This is a genomic window from Clostridium sp. AM34-11AC, from assembly GCF_003435375.1.
Classification (GTDB): Bacteria; Bacillota; Clostridia; order Lachnospirales; family Lachnospiraceae; genus Pilosibacter; species Pilosibacter fragilis.
This window is the reverse complement of record NZ_QWGL01000013.1, coordinates 1-24,289: the sequence shown is the minus strand read 5'-3', so window position 1 is coordinate 24,289 and position 24,289 is coordinate 1. Positions and strand designations below refer to the sequence as shown.

General features: G+C 44.6%; 26 protein-coding genes. 11 read left to right on the top strand and 15 right to left on the bottom strand.

What is annotated here, in order from left to right:
* Positions 1-119 precede the first annotated feature (119 nt).
* A complete protein-coding gene (locus tag DW826_RS09450) occupies positions 120-881 on the bottom strand; it encodes a creatininase family protein (protein ID WP_117470286.1) in 762 nt (253 codons plus the stop codon).
* Between the two features lie 1,125 nt (positions 882-2,006).
* Between DW826_RS09450 and DW826_RS09440 the strand changes: the two genes are divergently transcribed.
* Complete coding sequence (locus tag DW826_RS09440; protein ID WP_242994073.1) at positions 2,007-2,864, top strand: DegT/DnrJ/EryC1/StrS aminotransferase; 858 nt, start codon at positions 2,007-2,009, stop codon at positions 2,862-2,864.
* A gap of 120 nt (positions 2,865-2,984) precedes the next feature.
* Here DW826_RS09440 and rpmF read toward each other — a convergent pair whose 3' ends face one another.
* The 5 genes from rpmF to DW826_RS09415 form a co-directional block, all read right to left on the bottom strand.
* The gene (rpmF, locus tag DW826_RS09435; protein ID WP_015554505.1) at positions 2,985-3,167 is read right to left on the bottom strand and encodes a 50S ribosomal protein L32; all 183 of its coding nucleotides are present in this window, start codon (positions 3,165-3,167) and stop codon (positions 2,985-2,987) included.
* A 2-nt stretch (positions 3,168-3,169) separates the two neighbouring features.
* Positions 3,170-3,697: a DUF177 domain-containing protein gene (locus DW826_RS09430; protein ID WP_117470287.1), complete on the bottom strand. Its 528-nt coding sequence runs from the start codon at positions 3,695-3,697 to the stop codon at positions 3,170-3,172.
* Between the two features lie 373 nt (positions 3,698-4,070).
* Positions 4,071-5,264, bottom strand: a complete 1,194-nt coding sequence (locus DW826_RS09425) for an acetate kinase (protein WP_015554503.1) — start codon at positions 5,262-5,264, stop codon at positions 4,071-4,073.
* A gap of 99 nt (positions 5,265-5,363) precedes the next feature.
* Positions 5,364-6,365 carry a phosphate acetyltransferase gene (gene pta / locus DW826_RS09420; protein ID WP_117470288.1) on the bottom strand — a complete coding sequence of 334 codons (1,002 nt, stop codon included), beginning with the start codon at positions 6,363-6,365 and terminating at the stop codon, positions 5,364-5,366.
* A 256-nt stretch (positions 6,366-6,621) separates the two neighbouring features.
* Positions 6,622-6,954, bottom strand: coding sequence for a cyclic-di-AMP receptor (locus tag DW826_RS09415; protein ID WP_015554501.1), 333 nt, complete (start codon positions 6,952-6,954; stop codon positions 6,622-6,624).
* 344 nt (positions 6,955-7,298) lie between these two features.
* Between DW826_RS09415 and DW826_RS09410 the strand changes: the two genes are divergently transcribed.
* Positions 7,299-8,501, top strand: a complete 1,203-nt coding sequence (locus DW826_RS09410; RefSeq protein ID WP_117552591.1) for a nucleotidyltransferase family protein — start codon at positions 7,299-7,301, stop codon at positions 8,499-8,501.
* Positions 8,502-8,547: 46 nt separating this feature from the next.
* Here DW826_RS09410 and DW826_RS09405 read toward each other — a convergent pair whose 3' ends face one another.
* The 3 genes from DW826_RS09405 to DW826_RS09395 all read right to left on the bottom strand — a co-directional run bounded on the left by DW826_RS09405 (position 8,548) and on the right by DW826_RS09395 (position 13,003).
* Positions 8,548-11,379 (bottom strand): SMC family ATPase, encoded by a 2,832-nt coding sequence (locus tag DW826_RS09405; protein WP_117552590.1) that lies wholly within the window; start codon positions 11,377-11,379, stop codon positions 8,548-8,550.
* Positions 11,376-12,509: an exonuclease SbcCD subunit D gene (locus DW826_RS09400; RefSeq protein WP_117552589.1), complete on the bottom strand. Its 1,134-nt coding sequence runs from the start codon at positions 12,507-12,509 to the stop codon at positions 11,376-11,378. Before DW826_RS09400 ends, DW826_RS09405 begins: the two co-directional genes overlap by 4 nt.
* A gap of 179 nt (positions 12,510-12,688) precedes the next feature.
* Positions 12,689-13,003, bottom strand: a complete 315-nt coding sequence (locus DW826_RS09395) for a LysM peptidoglycan-binding domain-containing protein (protein ID WP_117470292.1) — start codon at positions 13,001-13,003, stop codon at positions 12,689-12,691.
* Between the two features lie 179 nt (positions 13,004-13,182).
* Between DW826_RS09395 and lexA the strand changes: the two genes are divergently transcribed.
* Entirely contained in the window at positions 13,183-13,800 is a 618-nt protein-coding gene (gene lexA / locus DW826_RS09390) for a transcriptional repressor LexA (protein ID WP_117552588.1), read from the top strand.
* A 210-nt stretch (positions 13,801-14,010) separates the two neighbouring features.
* On the opposite strand, the gene DW826_RS09385 is transcribed toward lexA, so the two are convergent.
* A complete protein-coding gene (locus DW826_RS09385) occupies positions 14,011-14,742 on the bottom strand; it encodes an immunoglobulin-like domain-containing protein (protein ID WP_117552587.1) in 732 nt (243 codons plus the stop codon).
* Between the two features lie 205 nt (positions 14,743-14,947).
* Between DW826_RS09385 and DW826_RS09380 the strand changes: the two genes are divergently transcribed.
* The 7 genes from DW826_RS09380 to DW826_RS09350 all read left to right on the top strand — a co-directional run bounded on the left by DW826_RS09380 (position 14,948) and on the right by DW826_RS09350 (position 19,991).
* Positions 14,948-15,532: a hypothetical protein gene (locus DW826_RS09380; protein ID WP_147327140.1), complete on the top strand. Its 585-nt coding sequence runs from the start codon at positions 14,948-14,950 to the stop codon at positions 15,530-15,532.
* A gap of 9 nt (positions 15,533-15,541) precedes the next feature.
* Positions 15,542-16,945 carry an MBOAT family O-acyltransferase gene (locus DW826_RS09375; RefSeq protein WP_117552585.1) on the top strand — a complete coding sequence of 468 codons (1,404 nt, stop codon included), beginning with the start codon at positions 15,542-15,544 and terminating at the stop codon, positions 16,943-16,945.
* A gap of 28 nt (positions 16,946-16,973) precedes the next feature.
* On the top strand, positions 16,974-18,125 hold the full coding sequence (locus tag DW826_RS09370) for a hypothetical protein (protein ID WP_117552584.1): 1,152 nt from the start codon (positions 16,974-16,976) through the stop codon (positions 18,123-18,125).
* 191 nt (positions 18,126-18,316) lie between these two features.
* Positions 18,317-18,634, top strand: a complete 318-nt coding sequence (locus DW826_RS09365; protein WP_015554491.1) for a helix-turn-helix transcriptional regulator — start codon at positions 18,317-18,319, stop codon at positions 18,632-18,634.
* 22 nt (positions 18,635-18,656) lie between these two features.
* Positions 18,657-19,169 (top strand): hypothetical protein, encoded by a 513-nt coding sequence (locus DW826_RS09360; protein ID WP_181968037.1) that lies wholly within the window; start codon positions 18,657-18,659, stop codon positions 19,167-19,169.
* Positions 19,170-19,431: 262 nt separating this feature from the next.
* Complete coding sequence (locus tag DW826_RS09355; RefSeq protein WP_117552582.1) at positions 19,432-19,743, top strand: hypothetical protein; 312 nt, start codon at positions 19,432-19,434, stop codon at positions 19,741-19,743.
* Positions 19,740-19,991: a hypothetical protein gene (locus DW826_RS09350; RefSeq protein WP_015554488.1), complete on the top strand. Its 252-nt coding sequence runs from the start codon at positions 19,740-19,742 to the stop codon at positions 19,989-19,991. The genes DW826_RS09355 and DW826_RS09350 overlap by 4 nt, the downstream gene beginning before the upstream one ends.
* On the opposite strand, the gene DW826_RS09345 is transcribed toward DW826_RS09350, so the two are convergent.
* The 5 genes from DW826_RS09345 to rhuM form a co-directional block, all read right to left on the bottom strand.
* Positions 19,957-20,601, bottom strand: coding sequence for a hypothetical protein (locus DW826_RS09345; RefSeq protein WP_117484557.1), 645 nt, complete (start codon positions 20,599-20,601; stop codon positions 19,957-19,959). The genes DW826_RS09350 and DW826_RS09345 overlap by 35 nt on opposite strands.
* A gap of 262 nt (positions 20,602-20,863) precedes the next feature.
* Positions 20,864-21,703, bottom strand: coding sequence for a TIGR02452 family protein (locus DW826_RS09340; RefSeq protein WP_117552581.1), 840 nt, complete (start codon positions 21,701-21,703; stop codon positions 20,864-20,866).
* Positions 21,704-21,802: 99 nt separating this feature from the next.
* Positions 21,803-22,159, bottom strand: coding sequence for a hypothetical protein (locus DW826_RS09335; RefSeq protein WP_117470300.1), 357 nt, complete (start codon positions 22,157-22,159; stop codon positions 21,803-21,805).
* A 21-nt stretch (positions 22,160-22,180) separates the two neighbouring features.
* Positions 22,181-22,477 carry a hypothetical protein gene (locus DW826_RS09330; protein WP_117470301.1) on the bottom strand — a complete coding sequence of 99 codons (297 nt, stop codon included), beginning with the start codon at positions 22,475-22,477 and terminating at the stop codon, positions 22,181-22,183.
* Positions 22,478-22,684: 207 nt separating this feature from the next.
* Complete coding sequence (rhuM, locus tag DW826_RS09325; protein WP_117552580.1) at positions 22,685-23,482, bottom strand: RhuM family protein; 798 nt, start codon at positions 23,480-23,482, stop codon at positions 22,685-22,687.
* Positions 23,483-23,661: 179 nt separating this feature from the next.
* Here rhuM and DW826_RS09320 point away from each other — a divergent pair, with 179 nt between their 5' ends.
* Positions 23,662-24,213 carry a hypothetical protein gene (locus DW826_RS09320; protein WP_117552579.1) on the top strand — a complete coding sequence of 184 codons (552 nt, stop codon included), beginning with the start codon at positions 23,662-23,664 and terminating at the stop codon, positions 24,211-24,213.
* Positions 24,214-24,289 lie beyond the last annotated feature (76 nt).

The following is a 24,289-nucleotide window of genomic DNA, read 5'->3' as shown; positions in this document are numbered from 1 at the left end:
GGTTACCAGAGAAATCTGGACCGGCGGTCTTTTCGTATCATATTTTACTATGCGCCATTTGCATTTAAAATTGCTGCAATCATTTTCAGCGTCACGTTCTTATCCACTCTTGCATTGCTTTATGAAAGTTTAACTTTCTTGAACTCTTCCATGAAATCAACAATATAGTTTGCTGTGGTCTCGAGCATTTCCTTGCCCCACTCTTCTGTAGCGGTACTCGGATGATCCGGTCCAATCCATCCGTTGTCTGTAACATGCGGAGTTTTGCGGGGAATCTCAACGGTAACTCCCTTATACTCAACAGAACGAAAACCAGTTGTCTTCAGATTATCAGACAGGTGCTTAAACTGGAGTTCACCACCTATCTCACTCTTGTCAACTAAAGACGGATCAATTCCAAGAATCGCAGCTGTTTCCTCACCGCCGCCGTGACCGCCTTTCCATGCTGGGTTCATATCCCATGCCATCAGCCACCAGTTAAGCATAGCAACCAGACAGCCTTTATCCTCGAATTCCATGCCAAGGCGCTGAATCATCTTGATGTTACCGCCATGTCCGTTCAGAAAAACGAATTTTCTTGCGCCGTGACGATACAGACTCAGGAAAACCTGACGGCAAAACTGATAGAGTACCTCGCTGTCAATATCAATTGAACCAGGATACGGAGCTAAACCTGGGCTGGAACCATATGGAATGGTCGGAGCAATCAAAACATCACTCTTCTTCTCGATTTTCTCCAACAAATGATTTGGAATCAGTGTATCGGTTCCAAGCGGCATGTGACGACCGTGACACTCAATACTGCCGATAGATATAAGTACCATATCATTTTTTTCAAAATATTCCTGTGCTTTCGGCCAAGTCAAATTTTCAAGTCTCATAGTTTCTTTCCTTTCACATAATAATTATTATCTGCTGAAAAATCGGACGATCCGAAAACCAGACAGCCCGACATTCATCAATTACTGTGTTGCCGTTAATTACTGTGCAACCTTAACCTTATCCAAGCTGTAGTAACCATTTGCGTCCATAATGAATCCTTCAACATTTTTATTGATATCTTTCCATTGACATCCCAATTTCGTAATGTCTGAACAGATACGCCTATAATTTTTGAAAATTTATGTATAGAATAATATTTACTCAGAGTATTAACTCCTTTTAATAGTACTCTACCCTATATCCTATAAAACTCAACATCTATCTATATGATTTATCTCAGTCGAGAAGACTCTCACCTCTTCAGGTGGCGAGTAATAACAAATTAGTCTCAGTGGGAGTTAGTCTCCGACTGAGATAAACGCTCCACGAGGATGTACAGTGATTCTGTAAAGAATATGTCAGCTTACGCTGAGCAGAATCACGCACCAAGTCTCACGGACGTTTGACTTAAAATTTAACTGTTAATAACCTCCTGTGCCTCTTTAGCATTGAATTTTTATCTGACAATTTAAAAGTTTCGTACCATTCTTGCTAAAATAAGTATAGTCTATGCCAATAGGATTGTCAATAATTTTAGCTTTCTCTTAACAATAAAAAAAGATATTCATTATTTCGTTAATTTTTTGTATTATTTTTTATTATGACAGCATTTTCAGAAGTTTTCATGACTGCCTAACACACTCTTTTTATGCTTTGGCAATCATATTATAAAACAATAATTATTAATGATATTATTGTGTTCCTTTTGTGTAATAGGAAATTTATTATTGCACAAAATAAAGCTTTCGTTTTTATTAACAATCTATTATAATTATAATGAGTTTTTAGCTAACGGACAAAAACATCCGTGTAACCTTTTTCTACTGGTAAGGAGGAAATGAAACATGCGAAAAATTGGTGGTATGTTCCACTACGAACCCAACACACCTATCGAAAACGGATACTTTTCGCGTATCTGCTCACCTGGTGATGATCTGGCATTTACCATGTCCGGACGATGCGGTATCTATTATTGTTTACAGGATATTGCACGGTACGATACGCGTAAAGTCGCGTATGTGCCTATGTATACCTGTGGAACGGTCCTTGCTCCTTTTAAGAAAGCCGGATATCAGCTGAAATTTTATGAGCTGGACCAGAATTTGCACAGCATTTTTGACACAGCGGTTATCGATGAAATCAGTGTTTTATCTCTTTGCGGTTACTATGGCTTCTGCAACTATGATCACAGCTTTGTTAAAGCCTGCAAAGAAAAAGGAGTTGTTATTTTTGAAGATGTAACTCATTCCATGCTTTCAGCTGACGGTATCGATCCTCTCTGTGATTATTTTGCCGGAAGCTTCCGAAAATGGATGGGGGTTGCCTGCGGGGGATTTGCTGTTAAACGAAACGGAACCTTTGAAACACCTCTTCTGCCGGTAGAATTAACACATCTCAAGCAACGCAAAGAATCCATCGAGACAGAAAACAGAGATATTTTCTGGGAGGGAGAACTTCGACTTCGTCAGATGTTTGATAGCTTTGCCAGTGATGATAATTCAGAATATCTCCTACGCCATGCTGACTTCGATTCCATTTGCAGGACAAGGCGTGAAAACTATGCTGCACTTTTAAAAGCCCTTGCAGCACCGCTTCGCGGTGTGCAGATAGTCTTTTCCGAACTTCCGGAGTCTGCTGTTCCAAGCCATTTCTGCCTGTATGCCGAAAAACGCAGCGAATTACAGCAATACCTGACAGATCACCAGATTCTCTCGACTGTCTACTGGCCAATGGGACCGCTGGTTCATCCGCTACCGGAATCATCAGTACAATACATTTATGACCACATTGTATCCCTTCCCTGCGATCAGCGCTTCTCACCTTCTGATATGCAGTATGTCGCGCAGATCTTAATGGATTATTCTGAAAATTTCACGAGATAAATATGCAGGAACAACGAAAAGCTTCAAATGCAAAAAACCAGATACCGCGGTATCTGGCTTCTTGCTGTAGACGAAAAAATCCCCCGGGGGAAAACCACCGGAGGATCTCATAATTCTTAATTAGTCTTCAACTTTAACGATTTCACGCTTGTTGTAGCTGCCGCATGCCTTGCATACTCTATGAGGCATCATTAAAGCACCGCACTTGCTGCACTTTACTAAGTTCATAGCGGACATTTTCCAGTTCGCTCTGCGGCTGTCTCTTCTCGCTTTGGAAGATTTATTCTTAGGACAGATAGACATGGTTACACCTCCTTAAACTGTTTGAAAATATCCTGGATGGCTGCCATCCGCGGGTCAGGAACCCATGTATCACAGCCGCAATCTCCCTTGTTGAGATTTGCTCCACATCTACTGCAGATTCCCTTGCAATTATCCTTGCAAAGGACCTTCATAGGCAGGTACAATGATAACTCATTGCAAACCAGCATATCGGCATCCAGATTATAACCAGATAAATAAGATTGTTCATCCAAGTCCTTCACTCTGTCCTCATCGGAAGCATTCATATCGATCTCCTGGTCAAACTCAATATCTGTGGTGTAATTCACCGGTTCCAGACATCTTGAACAGGGAATCGCAAGAGTCACGGAAGTATTTCCCGTAAGACTCAGCTTTCTGTTTCCAAGGTTTTTTACAGTGATCTTTACCGGGTTCGCAGAAACCACCGGATACTCAACTCGGGAGCCCTTGTAAGCTTTCGCTTCAAACGGTACTTCCCAGGTTTTCTCTTTGCCTTCCAGAGTAAAAACTTCAGATAAATTAATCAGCATATTATGTTTCTCCTAATACGCACTAAGATATTATATATGAACAGGAACAATTTGTCAACAATTTTTCTAATAAAATATTAAATTTTAAAAGCTCTGTTTTTCATGCATTTCTGCGCTCAAACCATATTCTTGTGACAAATTCTTAACCGCGCCAGAGCGCGCATCAAGAGCACCAGGAACGAAATACTTTCGTACCTGTAAGAAACCCCAGCGTATGCCATGAGGGCTTCAAAGCCATCCTGAAGACGTTAAAACCTCCAGACAGCACAGAAGCCAACCCGCTCATCTCCTGCTCTCACAGGGTTCTGAACGGGTCAGCGTCATTGCGAATCAGTTCACCATACAGATATCCGCACGGACAAACTGTCAAAAATTATTTTACGAGAGCCAGAGTCTCTCTTGCGATCGCAAGCTCCTCGTTTGTCGGGATTACCATAACTTTAACCTTGGAATCCGGTGTGGAGATTACGATATCTTTTCCTCTTACGCTGTTAGCCTCGTCGTCGATCTTGATGCCAAGGTAGGATAAATGCTCGCAAACAGCTTTTCTCATGGACTTGCCGTTCTCACCAAGACCTGCTGTGAATGCGATCACATCTACGCCGTCCATAGCTGCTGTGTAAGCACCGATGTACTTAACAACGCGGTAGTTGTAAGCTGCAAGAGCTTTCGCTGCGCGGTCGTTGCCAGCCTCAGCTGCTTCCTCAATGTCACGGAAGTCGCTGGATACACCGGAAAGGCCAAGAACACCGGACTTCTTGTTCAGAACGTTCATAACGCCTGCGATGTCGAGGTTCTCTTTCTTAGCGATGAACTCCATGATAGCCGGATCCATATCACCGGAACGTGTTCCCATGATAAGTCCCTCAAGCGGAGTAAGACCCATGCTTGTATCTACAGATTTGCCGTTCTTTACAGCGGAAAGGCTTGCACCGTTACCAAGATGGCAAACGATGATCTTTAAATCCTCGTACGGTTTTCCGGCAACCTCAGCAGCTCTCTTGGATACAAAGCTGTGGGATGTTCCGTGGAAGCCGTATCTTCTTACTTTGTACTTCTCATAGTACTCGTACGGAAGACCGTAAAGGTAAGCCTCCTCCGGCATTGTCTGATGGAAAGCAGTATCGAATACAGCTACCATCGGTACGTTCGGCATAAGCTCCTGACAAGCGCGGATACCGATCAGGTTTGCCGGGTTGTGAAGCGGTGCAAGGTCGTTGCACTCTTCGATCGCTTTCATAGCCTCATCTGTGATTACTGTGGAAGAAGTAAACTTCTCACCGCCGTGTACGACACGGTGACCAACAGCGCCAACCTCTGCAAGACTTGCGATAACGCCACTCTTCTTGTTTGTAAGAGCGTCTAATACCATCTGGATAGCCTGTGTGTGTGTCGGCATCGGGGAAACAGTGACTTCCTTCTCTCCGCCTGCTGGCTGGTATGTGATCTGGCTTCCTTCGATACCGATTCTCTCGCAAAGACCCTTTGCAAGAACTGCCTCTGTGTCAGAGTTGATTAACTGGTACTTTAAGGAAGAGCTTCCGCAGTTGATAACTAAAATATTCATGACAGATAAAACTCCTTGTTTAAAATAAGTTTAAAAAGGGAACGCCGTCTCCTCATATCGATTATGCGCCGTTCCCTTATGTTGTTGAGCAATTATAGATTAAGCCATCTGAGCCTGTACAGCTGTGAGGGCTACTACACCAACGATATCCTCAGCGGAGCATCCACGGGAAAGATCGTTGACCGGTCTTGCGATACCCTGAAGCATCGGACCATAAGCTTCTGCTTTTGCAAGTCTCTGAACCAGCTTGTAACCAATGTTACCACAGTCAAGGTTCGGGAAGATCAGTACATTAGCATGTCCGGCAACTTCGCTTCCTTTTGCTTTTGCCTTTGCTACGGACGGAACGATTGCAGCATCAAGCTGTAACTCACCGTCAAGGTCAAGCTGCGGGTACTTCTCGTTTGCGATCTTTGTAGCTTCTACAACTTTATCTACAAGTGCATGTTTCGCACTGCCCTTTGTGGAGTGGGAAAGCATAGCCACGATCGGCTTTTCTCCAACAAGTGCGCGGAAGCTCTTAGCGGAGCTGTCAGCGATTGCAGCGAGCTCTGCAGATGTCGGATCCTGGTTTAATCCGCAGTCAGCGAAGAGGAATGTGCCGTTTGCACCGTATTCGCAGTTCGGAACGTCCATGATGAAGAAACCGGATACAAGCTCTGTTCCCGGAGCTGTCTTTAAGATCTGAAGAGCCGGTCTCAATGTATCAGCTGTTGCGTGGCAAGCACCTGCAACAAGTCCGTCAGCGTCTTTTTCTTTTACCATCATAACGCCGTATGTGATGTAGTCTGTCTTTAAGATCTCCTGTGCTTTCTCGAGAGTCATGCCCTTTTTCTCTCTTAATTTGAACAGTGTCTCTGCATAATGGTCGAATTTCGGATCTGTATCCGGATCTACGACTTTAAGACCTGTAAGGTCCACTTCCAGCCAGTGAGCACCATCCATGATCTTCTCCTCTTTTCCGATCATGATCAGGTCAGCGGTCTTCTCCTTTAATACCTGTGCTGCTGCGATAAGAGTTCTCTTATCGTTGCTCTCTGGCAGGATGATGGTCATTACATCCTGTTTCGCCTTTTCCTTCATAAGATCAATAAATGCCATGATGATTGACTCCTTCCTCAATATAGGTTTTCATACGTATTTTTATTATATCGCAGCTAAATACTGGATACAAGACTATATTCCCCAATTTTTTGCACTTTTTTCAGTACCTCTCGTTAAATTAAAAACAATGATAAAAATATAAGAGCTCCGGCAAGCAAAGACTGCCAAAGCTCCTACAATTTCTAATTATCTATTGGGGTAATTTCCTTCTGGAATATAAAAGGTACTTTCCATCCACATTGATTGTCTGTTATCAGATCTTTTCATACCGCTCAACATCCACAACGAAGATCGTTGCGCCGCCAACATCGACAGACATCGGCATGGTTGCACAATGGACCATAGAGGAACCGGATACATATGGCATATTGATGGTGATCTTCTGGTGATGGCCGCATTCTTTCTTAATAATATCGATAGCCTCGTCGACACGTTCCGGCTCAGTAACGATCATCAGAGTTGTATTACCTTTTTTCAGGAATCCACCGGTAGTAGAAAGACGTGTCACACTGAATTTGTGTTTTGTAAGAGAAGTTGTAACATCGTCCTCATTGTCATAACGGATAATTGCGTAAATCAGTTTCATATAGCATCCATCCTTTCTGCGTCTTATTTCCAAAGATTGCGGTGACCGCCGCAAAGATGTAAAATATAGTCTTAAAAACATATGCGTAAAAATCTGACATCTGTTCAGTTGTGAAATCGTCAGAACTTTCACACATTGTTTAAACGCAGTATATCACATTTTTCCTTTGATAACAATAAATATTGCATTAAGTTTTTGTTTCGTCTATATTATTAGATAATGATTTGTATTTTCGGCACGGTATGACACTGCCTTACTCGCAGCAATAAATCAATTTCACTCTGCCAAAAGAACTGCAAATTTATTTTTGACCACTGATCGACTTTATTTAAGGAGTTTACACCATGAAAACAGCCGCTATCATCGCAGAATATAATCCGTTCCACAATGGCCATAAATATCAGATTGAAGAGACAAAACGCCAGACAGGCGCCAATTTCATTGTCGTTGTCATGAGCGGTGATTTTGTACAGCGGGGGATTCCGGCAATGTACAGCAAAACCTTCCGTACCCGCTCTGCCCTTCTCTCAGGGGCTGATCTCGTGATCGAGATGCCGATCTTTGGAACCTTAAGCGCTGCCCAAGATTTTGCCCGCTGCGGCGTCTCTCTGTTTCACCATATGGGAATGATCGATGTCCTTTCCTTTGGCAGTGAATCCGGCAATATCGAAGAATTGTGGCAACTGGCTAATCATTCCGCATTGGAAACGAACGAACAGTCCGCCCTGATCCGCGAAGGTCTTCGAAGTGGTCTCACATACCCGCAGGCTCTGACTCTCGCAAAGAAAGAGACTGTGCCAGCTTCTCCAAATGACATTCTCGCAGTTGAATATCTGAAAGCATTAAAAGAATTCTCTTCCGATATTAGTCCTTGGACTCTGAAACGCTCAGACCCAGGCTACCATTCTGAGGATCGGAACGGCTCCTTCGCTTCCGCAACAGCTATCCGAAAAGCGGTTTTTTCGAAGGATCTGGAATTTCTCACTGCTGTTCTACCGGATTCGCATTTTGAATGCATGAAAGAAGAATCTGAGATTCCGCTGTTTCCAAATGATTTTTCTCTCCTCCTGAACCAGAAAATTTTAACTTCCGATCTGGAGAAACTTCAGAACATTTTCGGAATGCCGGGAGATCTTGCGGCAAAGCTCTATAAAAACCGATTAGAATTCTTTCGGGCGGATACTCTGACTGCTCTCAGGAAAGACCGACAGTATACTTATGCCAGAGTCAGCCGTGCACTCATGAATCTCATGCTTGATATTAGCGTCGAAGACCAGTGTATGTTTGCAGATTTATTCCGTGCTCCATGGATCCGGATCCTGGGATTCAAAAGATCTTCCTCACTGCTTCTTTCAGAATTAAAAAGGCACTGTGATATCCCGGTTATTGCAAAAACTGCTGACGCAAAAAATATCCTCTCCTCTTCCGCGTATGAACTTTTTAAGAAAAATCTAACTGCGTCTGAACTCACCAGGATGGTGCGGGAACTAAAATCCGGGAAATCGCAGAAAAACGAATTTACACAGGCACCTGTCATGATTCCATAAATATATATTTTCGTTGGGAGCCACTTTCCGTTGGCTCCCAACGTTTTTACATAAATACGGACACCCCATCGGCTGAATAATCCCCTAATACCGTTATGCTGCTTCCAACTCTCTCTCCGCTGCGATTTTTTGTTATTACAATTTTCTTGTCGATCCTGTCTTTCAGCTCTGAAACATGAGAAATGATGCCAACCAGTTTTTTCCCTTCTGCCAGATTTCCCAATGCCTTTACTGCTTGATTTAATGCGTCTTCATCCAGAGAACCAAACCCCTCGTCCACGAACATGGCATCCATCTGTATTCCACCGGCCATAGACTGGATCTCATCTGAAAGGCCAAGTGCAAGAGACAGAGATGCCTGAAAAGTCTCGCCTCCGGAAAGTGTCTTTACACTCCGCTCACTTCCGTTGTAATGGTCGATGACATTTAGCTCCAACCCACTTTTATCCTTTTTATTGTCAGCACTTTCCCGCCGCTTCATCTCATACTGTCCGCTGCTCATCGTCATCAGCCGAAGATTCGCCCGCCGTAAGATCCGGTCAAAATATGCCATCTGGACATAGGTTTCAAGTTCAACTTTACTTTTACCGTTTAATGTTCCGCCTGCCGTATCCGCAAGGGAATGGATCCAGACATATTCCTTTTCCGTCTGTTTCATTCTGCCCTGCTGGCCACATACAGCTTCATAGATTCTGAGATTATTGTGCCAGGACGAATGTATTTTTTCACGAAGCTTTGATGTCTCTGCCTTCTCTGTTTCCAAATATTCCATTGTCTCTGAAAGTTCTTTTTCTGGAATATCTTCGAATCCCCGAATCTGCTTTTTAAGAGCTTCCGCTGCTGAATTCAGACTGGCATTCTGGTTCTGACATCGCTCCAGAGCCTTTTTCGCGTCAATTGCTTCCTGATCAAGTTCACTTTTTCTGGTTTTCATGGCTTGCAGATTATTTTCAATCTCCACAGCATTTTGACCTTCCAGCTTTCTCTGAAACTCTTCCACATGCTTCCGCAGCATTGTTAATACTGTCACCAGATTCTGTTCTGAAAGAGCAAGTTCTTTGTTTCTTTCTCCTGCAGCATTCAGATCTGTTTCCAGACGGTTTATCATACCACCCAATCCATCCAGCACTTTCTGCTGTTCTGTGTTCGCTTTTATGCGGATCTCCAAAGCCCGGAGTTCATCATCTAATTTTTCAATTACCGGATCTGCTGCAGTCACAAGCTCGTCTGGACCAGTTACAATTAAGGCCTCTTTGACCAGATTTTTTTCCGTTCCGCAGATCAGCTCAGCTGTATTTCTCATTTCCTGATCTAAATTCCTTTTAAAAAAGCTGGCTCTTTCACTAAGTCTCTGGACCTTTTCTTCTGCCTGCGCCTTTTCCTGTTCTTTTCGCTTCAGTTCCTTCTGGTCCGGAATCTCTTCTGAAAGTTTCGCCGGAGCCGGATGATGAATCGAACCGCATACCGGGCAGGGCATTCCAGCCTGTAAATTTTGGGCCAGAATTCCAGCCTGAGCATCCAAAAATAAGCGTTCAAGATGTGCATAGACACTGCGAATCTCATCGCACTGATCAACAGCACTCCGGTATTCCTCCTGAGCATTTTTTAACTCTCTATTGATAGACTCCACCCGGTTCATTTGTTCTTCCAGTTCATTTTTTCGGTGTAAAAGTTTCTCTTTTGCACGTGTGAGCCGTTCTCTTTCTACCGGCACTCCCAGATTATGCTCTTTCTCCCCGCGCCTGTCTTCCAGTTCTTTCTGGAGGCTGCTGACTTGATTTTCATTTTCCTTTTTTTCTTCCTGAATCTTCAAAAGAAGCTTTTCTTTTCCGTCGATCTCTTCACGAGTCTTATCCAGCTCGATAAAGCTTTGACGGCTAAGTTCAAGTTTCTGAATCCGTTCTGTCAGTTTCTCGCGTGTTCCTTCCTGCTTTTCTATCCTGTTCCACTCAGCGAGCACCCGTCCATATTCCGGTTGCAGTAACTCCAACTCCTGCTGTTTTGCTTCAAGTTCAGCTGCTGTCTTTTTTAGTAGGTCCGCTTTTCCCTTTTTTTCACTAACACTGCAAATCTGCTCTTCAATTTTCCTTAGCGTTTCATCCAGTACCTCCAAACGCTCCTGCTCTTTTTTCGTCTCAGCACGCAGTAAATTGATTCCATCAGTTATTTTCCCCTCGAAACCGGCTTTCTTTAAAGCAAGGAACTCCTGACCGGCAGCCGGATCCTCCTCAAAACTGGCATCATTCAAATACTGGCTGATACTCCGGCGCAGTTCATCGTAATCTTTTCTTCTTCTCCGTTCTTCGTCCCTGAGACGTATCTGAATTGTCTGATAGATTTCCGTATGAAAAATCTGCCGGAAGATTTCCCCACGTTCGGCAGTTCCTGCGATCAGGAGTTTCTGAAAATCCCCCTGTGCGATCATCGCGATCTGGGTAAATTGCTTATAGTCAAGCCCCATAAGTTCCGTTACCGCCTTTGTCACTGCCCCCATCTTTGTAACAGGCTGACGTTCGTCGGGATAAAAGAGCTCCGCATCTGCTTTTTTCGTTGTAAATCCGGTTCCGCGTTTCTTTTGGGTCTGATATTCCGGATTTCTCCGGATTTTATATTCTTTTCGCTGGTAGGAAAAAGTCAATTCTACGAATGTTTCTGTCTCTGCCTTTGCGTATTTGCTGCGGAACATTCCGGATTCCCGCACAGTCCCACTCGCTTCCCCATACAGGGCAAATGTGATTGCGTCAAAGACCGTTGTCTTACCGGCACCTGTATCCCCCGTAATCAAGTAGAGCCCGTGTTCTCCAAGTTTTTCAAAATCAATCGTGCTCTCTCCCGCATAGGGGCCAAAAGCACTGATCACCAGTTTTTTTGGCTTCATTCTTTTATCTCCCGGATCAATTTTTCTGCAAACTCTTCCTGCTGTTTCATCATAGGCTGGTTATTCTGAAGCTCATAAAACTCCCGGAACAGTTCTAACTCTGTTTTTTCTTCTACATCCTGAACCGCGTCAATCTGGCTGCTGGCTCTTGTCCTTTGATTATCATACAAAAGCTGCATAATATTCGGATAGATGACTCTCAGCTTCTGAAGTCCATCCGGCACATCATCCTCATCCGTCAACGTTACCTGAATATAGTCTTCACAGTTCATATCCCGATAAAACGAACGGGCAGTCAGTTCCATATATGTTCCCCGGAGCTTTCGCATATCCCGAAATGGTTTTAAAGGCAGAAGTCTGATCTTTACCGTTCCCTTTTCTTCCATCTCCACGACCGTGATCGATTTTTCCTGATCCGTCTCAGAGAAGGAATATTTCAGGGGCGTTCCGCAGTAGCGCACCATGCCCTTTCCCACATTCTGAGGACTATGGATATGCCCTAAAGCTGTATAATCAAATGCCTCAAAGACTGAGGCATCAATATTATCAAGACCTCCGATCTGGATATCCTCCGATTCGCATCGGGACGCTCCTGTAACAAACTGGTGCGCCACGAGGATATTTCTCTCATTCGGATCGATCTCCATGTGGCTGATCACTGCACGTACTGCAGACTGGACATCTGTAATCAAATCTGACTCATCTTCAAATACGCGGCGCACAGCTGCCGGACGGATAAACGGAAGAAGATGGATCCAGACCGTCCCATACTGATCTGCGATCGGAATTTTCATGACGGTTCCGTCATAGACGGGGGAGAGATAAATTCCCCGGCTTTTTAGCAGTCTTCCCCCAAAAGCCAGTCGTTCCGCAGAATCATGGTTTCCGCTGATAACAAAGACGGGAAGCTTTCTCTCCGCAAGCTTTGTGATAAACTCATCGAACACCTGAACCGCTTCCGCGGAGGGAATCTGTTTATCATAGATATCTCCTGCCAGGATCACTCCGTCCGGCATCTCTTTCTCCGCGAGATCCAGAATCCCTTCAAGAATATATTTCTGGTCCTCGATCATAGAAAATTCATTCACTCTCTTTCCGATATGAAGATCTGATAAATGGAATAATCTCATCTGTGCCTCCTGTGGTCTCTGCTGTTAATCCTATTGTAATGTCTCTCACCGGCAATAGCAAGCCATTGTCTTATAAAGAATAAGACCCCGGAACATATATCTGTCCATGGGATCTTATTCTCTGGTCAAAAAACGGTCCTTACCGCAACACTCATATCCGGGAAACATCTTTTTGAGGATCACTTTATATACGGATTCCCCGGTGTCTCCGCATAGTATTCCACGGAAATCATATTTCCGGCGCGTATCTCATCTGAAACCATTCCGTTTATCAATTTCAGCTCATAAACGTATTCCCGTACCGACATACCGGAGTGGTGATAATAAGTTTTTGCAATCGACCAGAGTGTATCACCTTTTTCTACCTCGATCGTCGTATAATAGCGGTTATAGACTGTATCATCACTCTCTTCATTCGCCATAACCAGAGTCTTTCCGAAAAAGCAGGACATAATCATTACAATCATAACAAGGGCTATCAAATACTTCTTCATACAGCTTCCTCCTTTGTATCCAGCAAGTCCAAACTTATGTTTGCGAACATCTGTTCTGTCTTGAATTCTATCATGCGAACATATGTTTGTCAATTCTTTTTCGGTATTTTTCGAACAAAGGTTTGCTTTTTCCCGTATTTTATGGTACTATGTATACAGATGAAAAAAGGAGGGATTTCATGAGTCAGGGAAAAATTACTGATAAGCAGAGAGAAATACTTGAATATATAAAAGAAATGATCTTAAAGAAAGGTTATCCGCCGGCTGTGCGCGAGATCTGTGAAGCGGTACACTTAAAGTCCACTTCCTCCGTGCACTCTCATCTGGAATCCTTGGAAAAAAACGGCTATATCCGTCGTGATCCGACAAAGCCGAGAACCATCGAGATCCTTGATGACGATTTCGCCCTGACGAGACGCGAACTCGTAAACGTGCCGGTGATCGGTACGGTCGCTGCCGGAACGCCGATCCTTGCGGAACAGAACATCGAAGATTATCTCCCGATTCCTGCAGAAATTCTCCCAAATAAGGAAGTATTTATGTTGAAGGTAAAGGGAAACAGTATGATCGAAGCCGGAATCTATAACGGCGATAAAGTGATCGTTGCAAAGCAGCCAAACGCTGAAAACGGCGATAAGGTCGTTGCTCTGGTGGACGATTCCGCAACTGTAAAAACTTTCTATAAGGAAAACGGCCATTTCCGCCTCCAACCGGAAAATTCCTCGATGGATCCGATCATTCTTGATCAGGTCGAGATCCTTGGAAAGGTCATCGGTCTTTTCCGTATGATGAATTAAACCGATTTTTATTTTTACGGATATTTCTTAAAGAATCGCTGTGATCCTCGAGGAACATCTCTTCCTGCCTGAGACCTCACTCCCACCGTGATGAACTTGCGATGGCTTGCCACTTGAAAAAAGCAGACATCTTATCTGACCGAGAGAAAAAGCCCCACCGGATATCTATGACTATACGACATCATTCGAGATCCGATGGGGCTTCATGTTTTATTGTATTTCAAATTCTGCCGGTACCGAATATACTCTGCCGTCCGGCAAATAAATCTCTTTTATCATTTTATATCTGCCTTTCTGGAGTTCTCCGTATAACCATGCAAAATCTATATCCATAAACCGAGATTCTCCGGGTTCCAATTCGTAGGCAATCTCTATAAAACCATAATCTTCGGGTAAAACCGGAAGTTTCTCCCAGCTATCATCCCGAAAGGCCTCCATTGTATACGCTTCCCCATAGATTATCGTTTCATTGCTGACATTGGAAAGCTTCAGCTGAAGGCTGTCAGAAGTTGCCAGCCTAATTTCCGCATGTACATAATCAAGATACTCCACAGTTTCTTCCTTTGTAGCCTTTTCTGCTTCAAAGAGTGCAAAACCTGAATCATACTTTACATATAGTTTTTGAGGAGATTCCGGATCCCTGTAAACCTCCTGCCCTACGTTTAAATGGGTGCCGTTTAAATCTTTTGTAGGGTATTCCAAGTTATTCACAAAGGCTATCTGACCTAAATACTCCCAGCTTCCCTTTTGTTGGAAATCAAAGCCGGTGGCATTATACAAATACAGGGAACCATCATAAAATAAAGAGATGCGTTGTACCTCTTCAGAAGCATAACCAGTAGGGGGGATCGTGTTTGTTTCCTGCGCTGCATTGGGTACAGTATGGCAGCCGGCCAGAAGCAGGCCGAAGATTCCAAATATGACTAATAATCTTTTTCTCATTACGACACCACCTCTCCATATGTTTGTATTACAAGACAACATTTCTATTATTATTATAGATAAACTCATGACCGTATGCCATAAAGTTTTCCTTACATTTATCTTTACAATTCTTACTGTTCTTATACCCGCCTTGCTTTATACTTGTTTTTCTGAGATAATAAAGTCTGATAAGCAAAAACCTATAATGAAAGGAATTTTCAATATGAAAAAAGCAATTACAGCGCTTCTGGCTCTTACCATGGCTGCTTCTCTGGCAGGATGCGGCAGCAAGCCTGCAGATGAACCGACGAAATCCCCGGAGACGGTGATTGAATCGGCGGTTGATTTTTATACAGAAGTTTGGGATGCTTTGGGCGAGGACAGGCAGTTTGCGGCTGTAGGTGGTGATGCAGAGCACGAAGCGGAAGCGCCGGCAAAATTCGCCATGACTGATGAGAATAAGGAGACATTTGAGTATCTTCTTCATGTAAACGATGAGCTTTATGATATGCTGGATGATGATACAGCTACCCTGCAGCATATGATGAACACCAATACTTTCAGTTCTGCCTTTGCGAAGCTTAAGGACACCTCGAAAGCTGAAGAATTTGCCGAGGATTACAAAGCTGAGATTCAGGGTCAGCACTGGATGTGCGGATTCCCGGATAAAGTGGTTGTCATCTCGGTTGCGGATTATGTCATGATGGCATATGGCGCTGAGGAATGTGTCGATGATCTGGTTGAGGCCTGCGCGGAAGTGGCACCGGATTCCACCGTTCTGGTGGATGCACCGGCTGTACTTGATTAGGAGGAACCTATGCTTTTTTCGAGCATACCATTTTTATTCTGGTTTCTGCCCGGTGTCCTGATCCTCTATGCAGCAGCACCGGGATCATTGAAAAATACGGTTCTCCTGCTTTCCAGCCTTTTTTTCTATGGCTGGGGAGAACCGAGGTATGTGATTTGGATGATGCTTGCCATCCTGATGGCTTATATATTTGGATTGCTGATCGAACGTTACCAGAGTGTTCCGAAGCTCGCCAGGCCTTTTCTCGCACTTTCGGTTTCATCCAGCCTTCTCATGCTTGGCTATTTTAAATACGCAGATTTTTTTATCCGTAATGTAAATGCCGTCACCGGATGTTCGATTTCCCTGCTTAACATCACACTTCCCATCGGAATCAGCTTTTATACCTTCCAGATACTCAGTTATACGGTGGATGTATACAGGCAGGATGTGAAAGCCCAGAGAAATCCGATAGACCTGGCTGCATATGTGGCACTCTTTCCTCAGCTGATCGCCGGTCCCATCGTCCGCTATTCGGATATTGCAGAACAGTTGAAGGGGCGTATTCATACTATGGGCAAGACGGCTCAGGGAATCCGCCGATTTATCTTAGGACTCGGCAAGAAGATTCTGATCGCCAATCTGCTTGGAGAATTGTGCAGCATCTTCCGGACTTCGGATGATAAATCGGTACTTTTCTTCTGGCTCTATGCAGTCGCCTATACCCTTCATGTATATTTTGATTTTTCAGGATACAGTGATATGGCCATCGGACTTGGAAAGCTATTTGGATTTGATTTTCTGGAAAATTTTAATTATCCTTTTATCTCGAAAAGTATAACTGAATTCTGGCGTCGCTGGCATATGTCTCTCGGCACCTGGTTTCGGGATTATGTCTATATTCCTCTGGGAGGCAGTCATGTAAGTTTACCGCGGCATCTGTTTAATATATTCCTGGTCTGGATGCTGACGGGCTTCTGGCATGGTGCCGCCTGGAATTTCGTAATCTGGGGACTTTATTTTGCTCTGCTGCTGATTCTGGAGAAGATATGGCTTCTGGAAATCCTTAAAAAGAGCCATGTCTTAAACCGCATCTATGTATTGACTGCTGCTGCAATCAGTTTTGTGATCTTTGATGCCACTGATATGTCCCAGGCATTCTCGTACCTGAAAGCCATGTTTGGAACAGGCGGATATCCATTGACTTCTGCAGCATGCAGCTACTATTTCCGCAGCTATTTTGTGGTCTTGATGATAGCCCTGCTTGGTGCGACACCGATTCCAAACTCCTTTTACAGACGGATCCAGCAATGGAAAACAGGAACAGCAGTTATGTTATTCGCAGAACCACTGGCACTTTCAGCCCTGCTGCTTATCTGTACGGCTTTTCTTGTGGATGGCTCCTTTAACCCATTTCTTTATTTCAGGTTTTAGGAATTCTGAGGTCGGGAAGGAATGATAGATGATAGAATGTAAGAATATAAAAAGCATAAAGAATACAAACAATGCAAAAAATATCAATCATATAAACAACATAGTTACAGTAGTTGTGCTGGGAGTCGTATTTGTTAGCCTTACCATGGCGTCCTGGCTGCTGCCGCCCCAGGAGTTTTCTAACAACGAACGGCGAAAGCTTGCACAGCGCCCGAAATTTTCCCTGGATACCATGTCCGATGGAAGCTTTATGACGGAATTTGAAAAGTATACTCTTGATCAATTTCCGCTGCGGGATCAGTTCCGGACATTGAAAGCCTATACTACCTACGATGTGTTTGGTCAGCTTGATAATCATGATATTTATATACAGGATGGTTATGCAGCAAAGCTTGAATATCCGCTTCAAATGGATTCTCTGGAACATGCAGCGGACCGGTTTGCATATATCTATGAGAAATACCTGGCTGACAAGGAGATGAATATCTATCTCTCCATTGTCCCGGATAAAAGCTACTTTCTTGCGGAGAAACATGGATACCTCTCCATGGACTATGAAAAACTGTTCCATGTGATGCGGAATCACATGAACTACGCAGACTATATCGATATCACAGGAACGCTGGATATTACGGATTATTATAAGACCGATACCCATTGGCGTCAGGAGAAGCTTCCAGAGACGGCAGCTGTTCTTGCGGAGGGCATGGGGACGTCTATCTCAGGAGCTTACACAGAATATGCGCTGGATGTCCCTTTTTATGGTGTATATTATGGTCTGTCTGCTCTTCCACTGCCGCCGGAAACGCTATATTATTTATCCAATGATGTTTTAGATGGCTGTATCGTGACCAATCATGAGGATCAGACGATGGGTTCCATCTACAATATGGAGAAAAAATCCGGCAAAGATCCTTATGAGATCTTTCTTTCCGGTCCCCGCTCTCTGATAACCATCGAGAATCCGAACTGTGAATCGGACAAAGAGCTTGTCATTTTCCGGGATTCCTTTGGCAGCAGTATCGCGTCTCTTCTTTCGGAAGGGTATGCCAAAATCACTCTGGTGGATATCCGGTATCTGAGGGCAGATTTACTTGAACGTTTTATAGAATTTAAGAATCAGGATGTACTGTTTCTGTACAGTACATCGGTACTGAATCATAGTGAGACATTGACCTGATTGTAAACCTTGCAGAAGCATTGATCTGCCAAAATCAAAACAGATTTTACTCGCCCACCTTCTATTGTCCATGCCAATCAGCTTTCTAAATAAACCGTCCGGCCGGATAAATTTCGCTGTTCAATCCGCTGCGTTCGTGATAGAATGAAAGCAAGTGTTTCGGGATAGTACAGAATCATGGAGGGATGCAAATGGAACCGATGTATTTGTCAATCCAGCCCGTGGAAACCGGGAAGCGGATAAAGCAGCTGCTTTCGGAGCAAAACTATACGATCCGCGAGATCCAGGGTGCGTTCGGCTTTGAAAACCCACAGGCAATCTATAAGTGGATCGCCGGAAAATCGCTGCCGAGCCTGGACAACTTTATCATTCTCAGCAGATTATTACATACCAGTATTGAAAATATCCTCGTCATTGACGGGGATATTCCTCGTTTATGGGTCAGTTTAAACCAGTGGTTCAATGACATCTTCTCTCTCCTGCCTTATAATCGTGTCATAAGGAAGTGATGCGAAGGAGGCGAAACACATTATGAAAATAACTTCGGCTTATGCCAATAAACTGCTCAAAAGTCTGGCGGACGAAAAATCTTACTGGGAGGCCCAGGAAGCGTCATCCCGCACTTACGTTGCCGCTGTCGGCGAGGAACCGGTCATCCCGAAATATGACTATTCCGCCGTTTCTGAGACGTTAAAAGAAATCGACCGAAAAGCCGTCATCATCAAGCACGCCCTGAACCTGGCCAATGCCACCGCAAAGATCATGGTAGGCGATACGGAAATGAGTGTCGACAGCATTCTGGTAAGAATCGCACAACTTAGCTCCCGCAAATCGACTCTGGACACCATGCGGAAATATCTGCCAAAAATGAGGGAATCTTCCCATGCATTCAGCTCCAGAAATGCCGTTCCTGAATACCGCTACACCAATTATGATCCAGAACTGGTAAAACGTGATTATGAATGCATCTCCGGTGAGATCATGGAAATGCAGATTGCCCTTGACCGGTACAATCAGACTTTCCTGTTTGAAGCGGACATTTAAAGGATTTTTCCGTACAGGGTCATTTTAAAAATGCAGATGGTCTTGTTAATGTTCAGTGGCATAGATTGTTTTGTTATCTTTTATCCATTGTATCTTTCGGTTCATGGTAAATTAATTCAAAAAATAAAAAGGTAAACAATTCCCCTGTAGAAAACCCGTGAGTGATCACGCCGGTGCCAGGGTACGGTTTCAGGCACCACGGCTGCGGAATGCAAATTTCGCAGCATTTTCCTTACAGACAGCTATCACAAAGGAGGAGCCTATGAAAAATTTTCTGAGACTGGACGGCCGGTCCATCCTGTCCGTCCCATATATGTACATCGACCACAAGGACTATCTTGCAGATTCCCTGCTCACACAGAACCATGTTTCCGTGCGGTTCGGAAGTGAATTCTCACGGGACAATTCCTCGTACCGCATCATTATCTGCAAAGTCAGAAAGAAAGATACGGCGGAATTTGAGAAATCCATGGAATTGCTGTGCAACAAGATGCTTCTTTTCGGACACAACGATTACATGGAATTCTGCAATAACATCATGGAAACACTGGGACAGAATCGAGGTGCCGCATGAAGAAATCATTTGTTCCGATCAGCAAACAGAGTAAGAAAGCACAAAAGACATACCATTCCGCACAGCGTTCCACCTGGGGAATTTTGAACCCGGCAACGCGGACCATGCCGAACGGCAAGGCATATTACCGGAAGAAACAGAAAGCCCATGACAGAAGCGGCAGGGAATCCTCCTTCGATTCCCCACCTCTTCCTTTTTGTCCGTCCCTGCATATCAATCCCACAGGTTCCGAAAATACTTCGTCATAAGCTCCATGCCCTGCTTCAGGCACTGGTCCCGATACTCACGCAGTTCGCCCTCTGCCGCCAGCCACTTTCCCGAGATTTCTACATATTCCGGCACATCGCTCATCATATACAACCGGTGTGTATGCTCCCGCTTTTCTCTCGCAATCTCCTCTTCCGTCTTCAGCTTCTCACCGAACATGCCGTATTTTGTCGTGAATTCTTCCTGTGCCAAGTCATGCTCTTCCTCATACAGATTCTTCTTTCTGCATGTATCCTCATTTGCTTCCCGGAACAGAAATTCCATTCTTCCCAGAATACGATCCCATTTCCGGATATTTTCTTCTTCCGGTCCTTCAAAGAAGCTGGGATAACCATGGCTGTTGACACGAAGGTCATGAATCATGTTCGGAACAACCGTAAGAAACCATTGGTCAATCGACCAGATGTCACGGTAACAGTATCCGTACCGCAGTCTTTGATAAATACAGATGACGTCCTCTTTCCATATGGAAATCCTTTCCCATAATGATTCTTTCTTCCGATGTGACAGGAAAACGGAACATTCTTCCTTGTAACTCTTTCTGTTTTCCTTCGGACTCATTCGCTTTGCAATTCTCTTTACAGTATCCATGGACAGTTTCTCCTTTCCCGTAATATCCCTGATACGACAGTTATATCACGGCACAGGAAAAACTGCATTGAACCTGCGGTTTAATTCTTGCGAATATACGAAAGACAATCCCTACCTAAGCAGAGACTGCCTTTCTTTTGCTATTCAAAAATCATGTTTTTGCACGGGTTATTCCACCAACTTTAATATCCTGCAATTCCATCACCTCATCGGCATCCATATATGCATAATTTTCTCCCATCGCTTGTCTCCTTTCAATTCTTTACGCTCCCATCACCCACTTAAACACTTTGAAGTTCGTATCATCCCGCGGCGGGCAATAGACCGCAAATTCAATGGTTTTAAATGCGTACAGATAATCCGCAATCACTTCTTTGGCAGCACGCGCCACCACTTCCGGCTTATTTTGGAACGCCCCACATCCGAAAGCGCCCAGAATTACCGCTTCGTCACCGTTCAGTACGGCAACATCCAGAATCCTGGTCAGCCTCTGCTTATGGATTTCCAGCAGTTCCCGGTCACTGACTTTTACCGCCCGGTCGCCGTTACCCTGGTTGAACCGGTTGCTCGGCCGTTCCCGCAGGTTCGGTGCCGCACAGGTGATCACATCCACTTCATACCAGTCTTTTTCATCCATCAGCTTCGGCTTGTTCGTATCTGTCTTAAATACAGTCACATCCGGCGTATAGATGATATCCGCATTGTTGATCGGATTCTTTTCATTCCGATGAGGGTAATAGAATCCTTTCATCATTTCCGGTACGCTCAGGCAGAAATACAGGCCGGAACACCGACACAGACATTCCTCCTGTGCGCTGGATCCTCTTGTCACGCCGCCGCCCGGATTTGTGGCAGAGGCAAAGTTATGTACCGCCACCTTCTGACCTGCATAACCTGCAGCCGCCTCGAAAGTCCGCTCTGTGGATACAACAATCTTCGCTTCATCCGAGAAACGCGTCTTATCCACAGGAGACAGCTCCTCTCCTTCCAGGATGAGTTTCTGGTTTTTCACCGACCGTGCAAGAACTTCCTTAATCTTTCCGTTTGTCTCGCACAGCTTTTTAGTATCTTCAAAAACCTCTACATTCTCAAAACTGCTCATATGTTTATCATTCCTTTTTCTCTCTGTTAATTTCAGATCTAACGCTATGAAAACGGCCGCGGAATCGCTCCCGCAGCCCAGTACCTGGCATTGTCTGCCTTACATGCCATCATCACGAAAATACTCGTTTACCATACGTAACAGCAAAATCATATCCACTTCTGATACGCATGATGCATCCAGCTCAAACTCATAGACGCTGTTCTTTGTTCTGATTGTCAATGAACCATCTTCCACCTGGATACTTCCGTAGGTTGTATGCAGGTATTTGCCGGGACATTTACTTGCCGGACTTGTGAAAAAGTAAATCATATACTTCTCATACCGGCTGTCGGATTTATAGACCATGATCAGTCCTAGCTGATCCATATACGGTATCCGCCAATCCATGTATTTCCGACCGTTCTTATCTTCTGCTTTACGCAGGATTCCCAATGCCGACTGATCCAAATGCATCTCATCAACTCCTTAATCTTATCACACGGGTATTTCGCCGACCGCCGCAATAAAATCCCGATCCCGGTATCCGACTTCGTCGAATTTCCGCAGCCCGGCTTCCGCTTCAAATACGTGACCGCAGCAACAACACTTAAGCTTTCGTGTAACAACAATTCCCGGCTCGCCCAGAAGTAACTCCAAGGATGATTTTCCCTCACTGGCTGCCACATACGCATCCATCTTCGCCTGTTCCTCATCCGTCAGCTGGATATGCCACCAATTATGTTCCTCATGGCACTTGGGACACGGCGGGTTGATTTTATAAAGCCTTCCCATAGTCTGGTCTCCTTTCGATTTTCACTCACTTTGAATTCTTTGCAAATCTTGACAGCATTTTCGCTATCTCGTTCTTTGTAATCTCCGAAACCAGAGAGAGAATTTTAATATCTTCCTCTGTTAATTCATCGTGATAAAACACATGCATTTCTCACAGCAGTATTTGCTGGTGAGAATCTCAGGGACAAGTATTGCAATCCGTGCTTTTTATTGCAAATTCAGTAGATTCATCACCAGTTTCACCATTACTTCTTTTTCTTCTGGATTGGATTCAGCAATCATCAACGTAACGGCCACCAAGGTTCCATCGCTGAGTCGTTTTTCCCAATCTTGGAATAAAGCGTTGTTTTTATCCAGGAATTCAAGAAAAAGTGATGCCGCAATTCTCTTGCAGCCATCCGCATAAGGATGGTCCTTGATCATAAAATACAATAGATTTGCGGCTTTTTCTTCTAATGATGGATATGCATACTTGCCGAATATACTTTGATATACTGCAGCAAGGATTCCCTCAACCTTACCTTTTTCTTTTTCAACTCCAAAGACGTCCGAATGAAACGAATCCTCCATAGCATCGACCATATGACGGCAATCTTCATAAGTGATCCTGTAAATCGGCTGATTTCCTTTTGGCTTCTCCAATGTCTGGTGATCATACTGATCCAATAATACTAAGGCATCCGTATACAGATTTACAGCTCTTAATATGTCTGATTCCTCAACATTCAAAGTGCATGCCAGCATCCTGGTCTGGATATCAATTGTTTTCTGTAGAGCAGCTAATCGCTTTTCGTTGATTGCATACCCTTGAATAATGTACTGTTTCAAAACATTGTTCGCCCATCTTCGAAACGCGATGCCACGTTTTGAATTTACTCGGTATCCTACAGAAAGAATCATATCCAAATTATATATTTTAGGTTTTCTGCCACCTGTACTTTTGTCGGAAAATCCGCCAGAAGTTTCTCTCCCCTTCTCGGTTTCAACCGGAGCGTTTGTTCCCACAAGGTCTTGTCGAGGAAGGGCGGTCCGGCAGTGGTCTTGCCCACGATCAGTTAAGCTTTTGCCCTGTTATCCGTGCTCCGGCTTAAATCCGGACCCTTTTCTGTCGATAATAAGGATATGAAAAACATTTTTCTGTCGATAATAAGGATATGAAAAACATTTAGACAGGAGGTTCCGCAATGAAAATTCAAGATGCGAAGAAGGCATACGCCGCGCAGATGGATACGCTGTGGACACGGAAACGCGACCTGTCGCAGGCGCTCAAAAATTGCCAGCAGGGCGGCGCGCCCAATGTGGATCGTGTGGAGATCTCCCGTGAGCTGTCCGCCGTGGACGCGCAATACAACGAGGCCCAGGGCGTGATGGAGAGCATCATCGAGCGGGAGACTGCCATCCACAACGCCGAGGTTGCAAAGCAGCAGGGCAATGCTCTGTCGAAGGCCGCAGAGGAGATGGGCAAGATGCTGGAGATCTACCACCGCATCGCCTCCGGCGGTCAAGTCCCTCCGGAGGATGAACAGCGGCTGATGGAATACAGCCACGAGCTTTACATGGCGGCCAAGACCGCGGCCATGCTGCAAGAGGGAGACGGCGAGAAGTACGACTCCCTCTTTGAGGACGAGGAGGAAAAAAACGGCGAAGAAAAGACCGCCAGCGAGATCGCGGGCGAGGCGGAGATCTCCGTCCCCGGCGGAGGCGGGGACGCCGGTCTCGACATCGCCTCGGAGTGATGGCTATACCGCTCCTCCGTTTCTTTTTTAGGACAGTCAAAAATAGGCTTCGCCTATTCAACTCCCCTACCCCTCA

Coding starts and splice junctions, on each gene's coding strand:
- DW826_RS09450 (WP_117470286.1), bottom strand. CDS start 881: ATGAGACTTGAAAATTTGACTTGGCCGAAAGCACAGGAATATTTTGAA.
- DW826_RS09440 (WP_242994073.1), top strand. CDS start 2,007: ATGTATACCTGTGGAACGGTCCTTGCTCCTTTTAAGAAAGCCGGATAT.
- rpmF (WP_015554505.1), bottom strand. CDS start 3,167: ATGTCTATCTGTCCTAAGAATAAATCTTCCAAAGCGAGAAGAGACAGC.
- DW826_RS09430 (WP_117470287.1), bottom strand. CDS start 3,697: ATGCTGATTAATTTATCTGAAGTTTTTACTCTGGAAGGCAAAGAGAAA.
- DW826_RS09425 (WP_015554503.1), bottom strand. CDS start 5,264: ATGAATATTTTAGTTATCAACTGCGGAAGCTCTTCCTTAAAGTACCAG.
- pta (WP_117470288.1), bottom strand. CDS start 6,365: ATGGCATTTATTGATCTTATGAAGGAAAAGGCGAAACAGGATGTAATG.
- DW826_RS09415 (WP_015554501.1), bottom strand. CDS start 6,954: ATGAAACTGATTTACGCAATTATCCGTTATGACAATGAGGACGATGTT.
- DW826_RS09410 (WP_117552591.1), top strand. CDS start 7,299: ATGAAAACAGCCGCTATCATCGCAGAATATAATCCGTTCCACAATGGC.
- DW826_RS09405 (WP_117552590.1), bottom strand. CDS start 11,379: ATGAAGCCAAAAAAACTGGTGATCAGTGCTTTTGGCCCCTATGCGGGA.
- DW826_RS09400 (WP_117552589.1), bottom strand. CDS start 12,509: ATGAGATTATTCCATTTATCAGATCTTCATATCGGAAAGAGAGTGAAT.
- DW826_RS09395 (WP_117470292.1), bottom strand. CDS start 13,003: ATGAAGAAGTATTTGATAGCCCTTGTTATGATTGTAATGATTATGTCC.
- lexA (WP_117552588.1), top strand. CDS start 13,183: ATGAGTCAGGGAAAAATTACTGATAAGCAGAGAGAAATACTTGAATAT.
- DW826_RS09385 (WP_117552587.1), bottom strand. CDS start 14,742: ATGAGAAAAAGATTATTAGTCATATTTGGAATCTTCGGCCTGCTTCTG.
- DW826_RS09380 (WP_147327140.1), top strand. CDS start 14,948: ATGAAAAAAGCAATTACAGCGCTTCTGGCTCTTACCATGGCTGCTTCT.
- DW826_RS09375 (WP_117552585.1), top strand. CDS start 15,542: ATGCTTTTTTCGAGCATACCATTTTTATTCTGGTTTCTGCCCGGTGTC.
- DW826_RS09370 (WP_117552584.1), top strand. CDS start 16,974: ATGATAGAATGTAAGAATATAAAAAGCATAAAGAATACAAACAATGCA.
- DW826_RS09365 (WP_015554491.1), top strand. CDS start 18,317: ATGGAACCGATGTATTTGTCAATCCAGCCCGTGGAAACCGGGAAGCGG.
- DW826_RS09360 (WP_181968037.1), top strand. CDS start 18,657: ATGAAAATAACTTCGGCTTATGCCAATAAACTGCTCAAAAGTCTGGCG.
- DW826_RS09355 (WP_117552582.1), top strand. CDS start 19,432: ATGAAAAATTTTCTGAGACTGGACGGCCGGTCCATCCTGTCCGTCCCA.
- DW826_RS09350 (WP_015554488.1), top strand. CDS start 19,740: ATGAAGAAATCATTTGTTCCGATCAGCAAACAGAGTAAGAAAGCACAA.
- DW826_RS09345 (WP_117484557.1), bottom strand. CDS start 20,601: ATGGATACTGTAAAGAGAATTGCAAAGCGAATGAGTCCGAAGGAAAAC.
- DW826_RS09340 (WP_117552581.1), bottom strand. CDS start 21,703: ATGAGCAGTTTTGAGAATGTAGAGGTTTTTGAAGATACTAAAAAGCTG.
- DW826_RS09335 (WP_117470300.1), bottom strand. CDS start 22,159: ATGCATTTGGATCAGTCGGCATTGGGAATCCTGCGTAAAGCAGAAGAT.
- DW826_RS09330 (WP_117470301.1), bottom strand. CDS start 22,477: ATGGGAAGGCTTTATAAAATCAACCCGCCGTGTCCCAAGTGCCATGAG.
- DW826_RS09320 (WP_117552579.1), top strand. CDS start 23,662: ATGAAAATTCAAGATGCGAAGAAGGCATACGCCGCGCAGATGGATACG.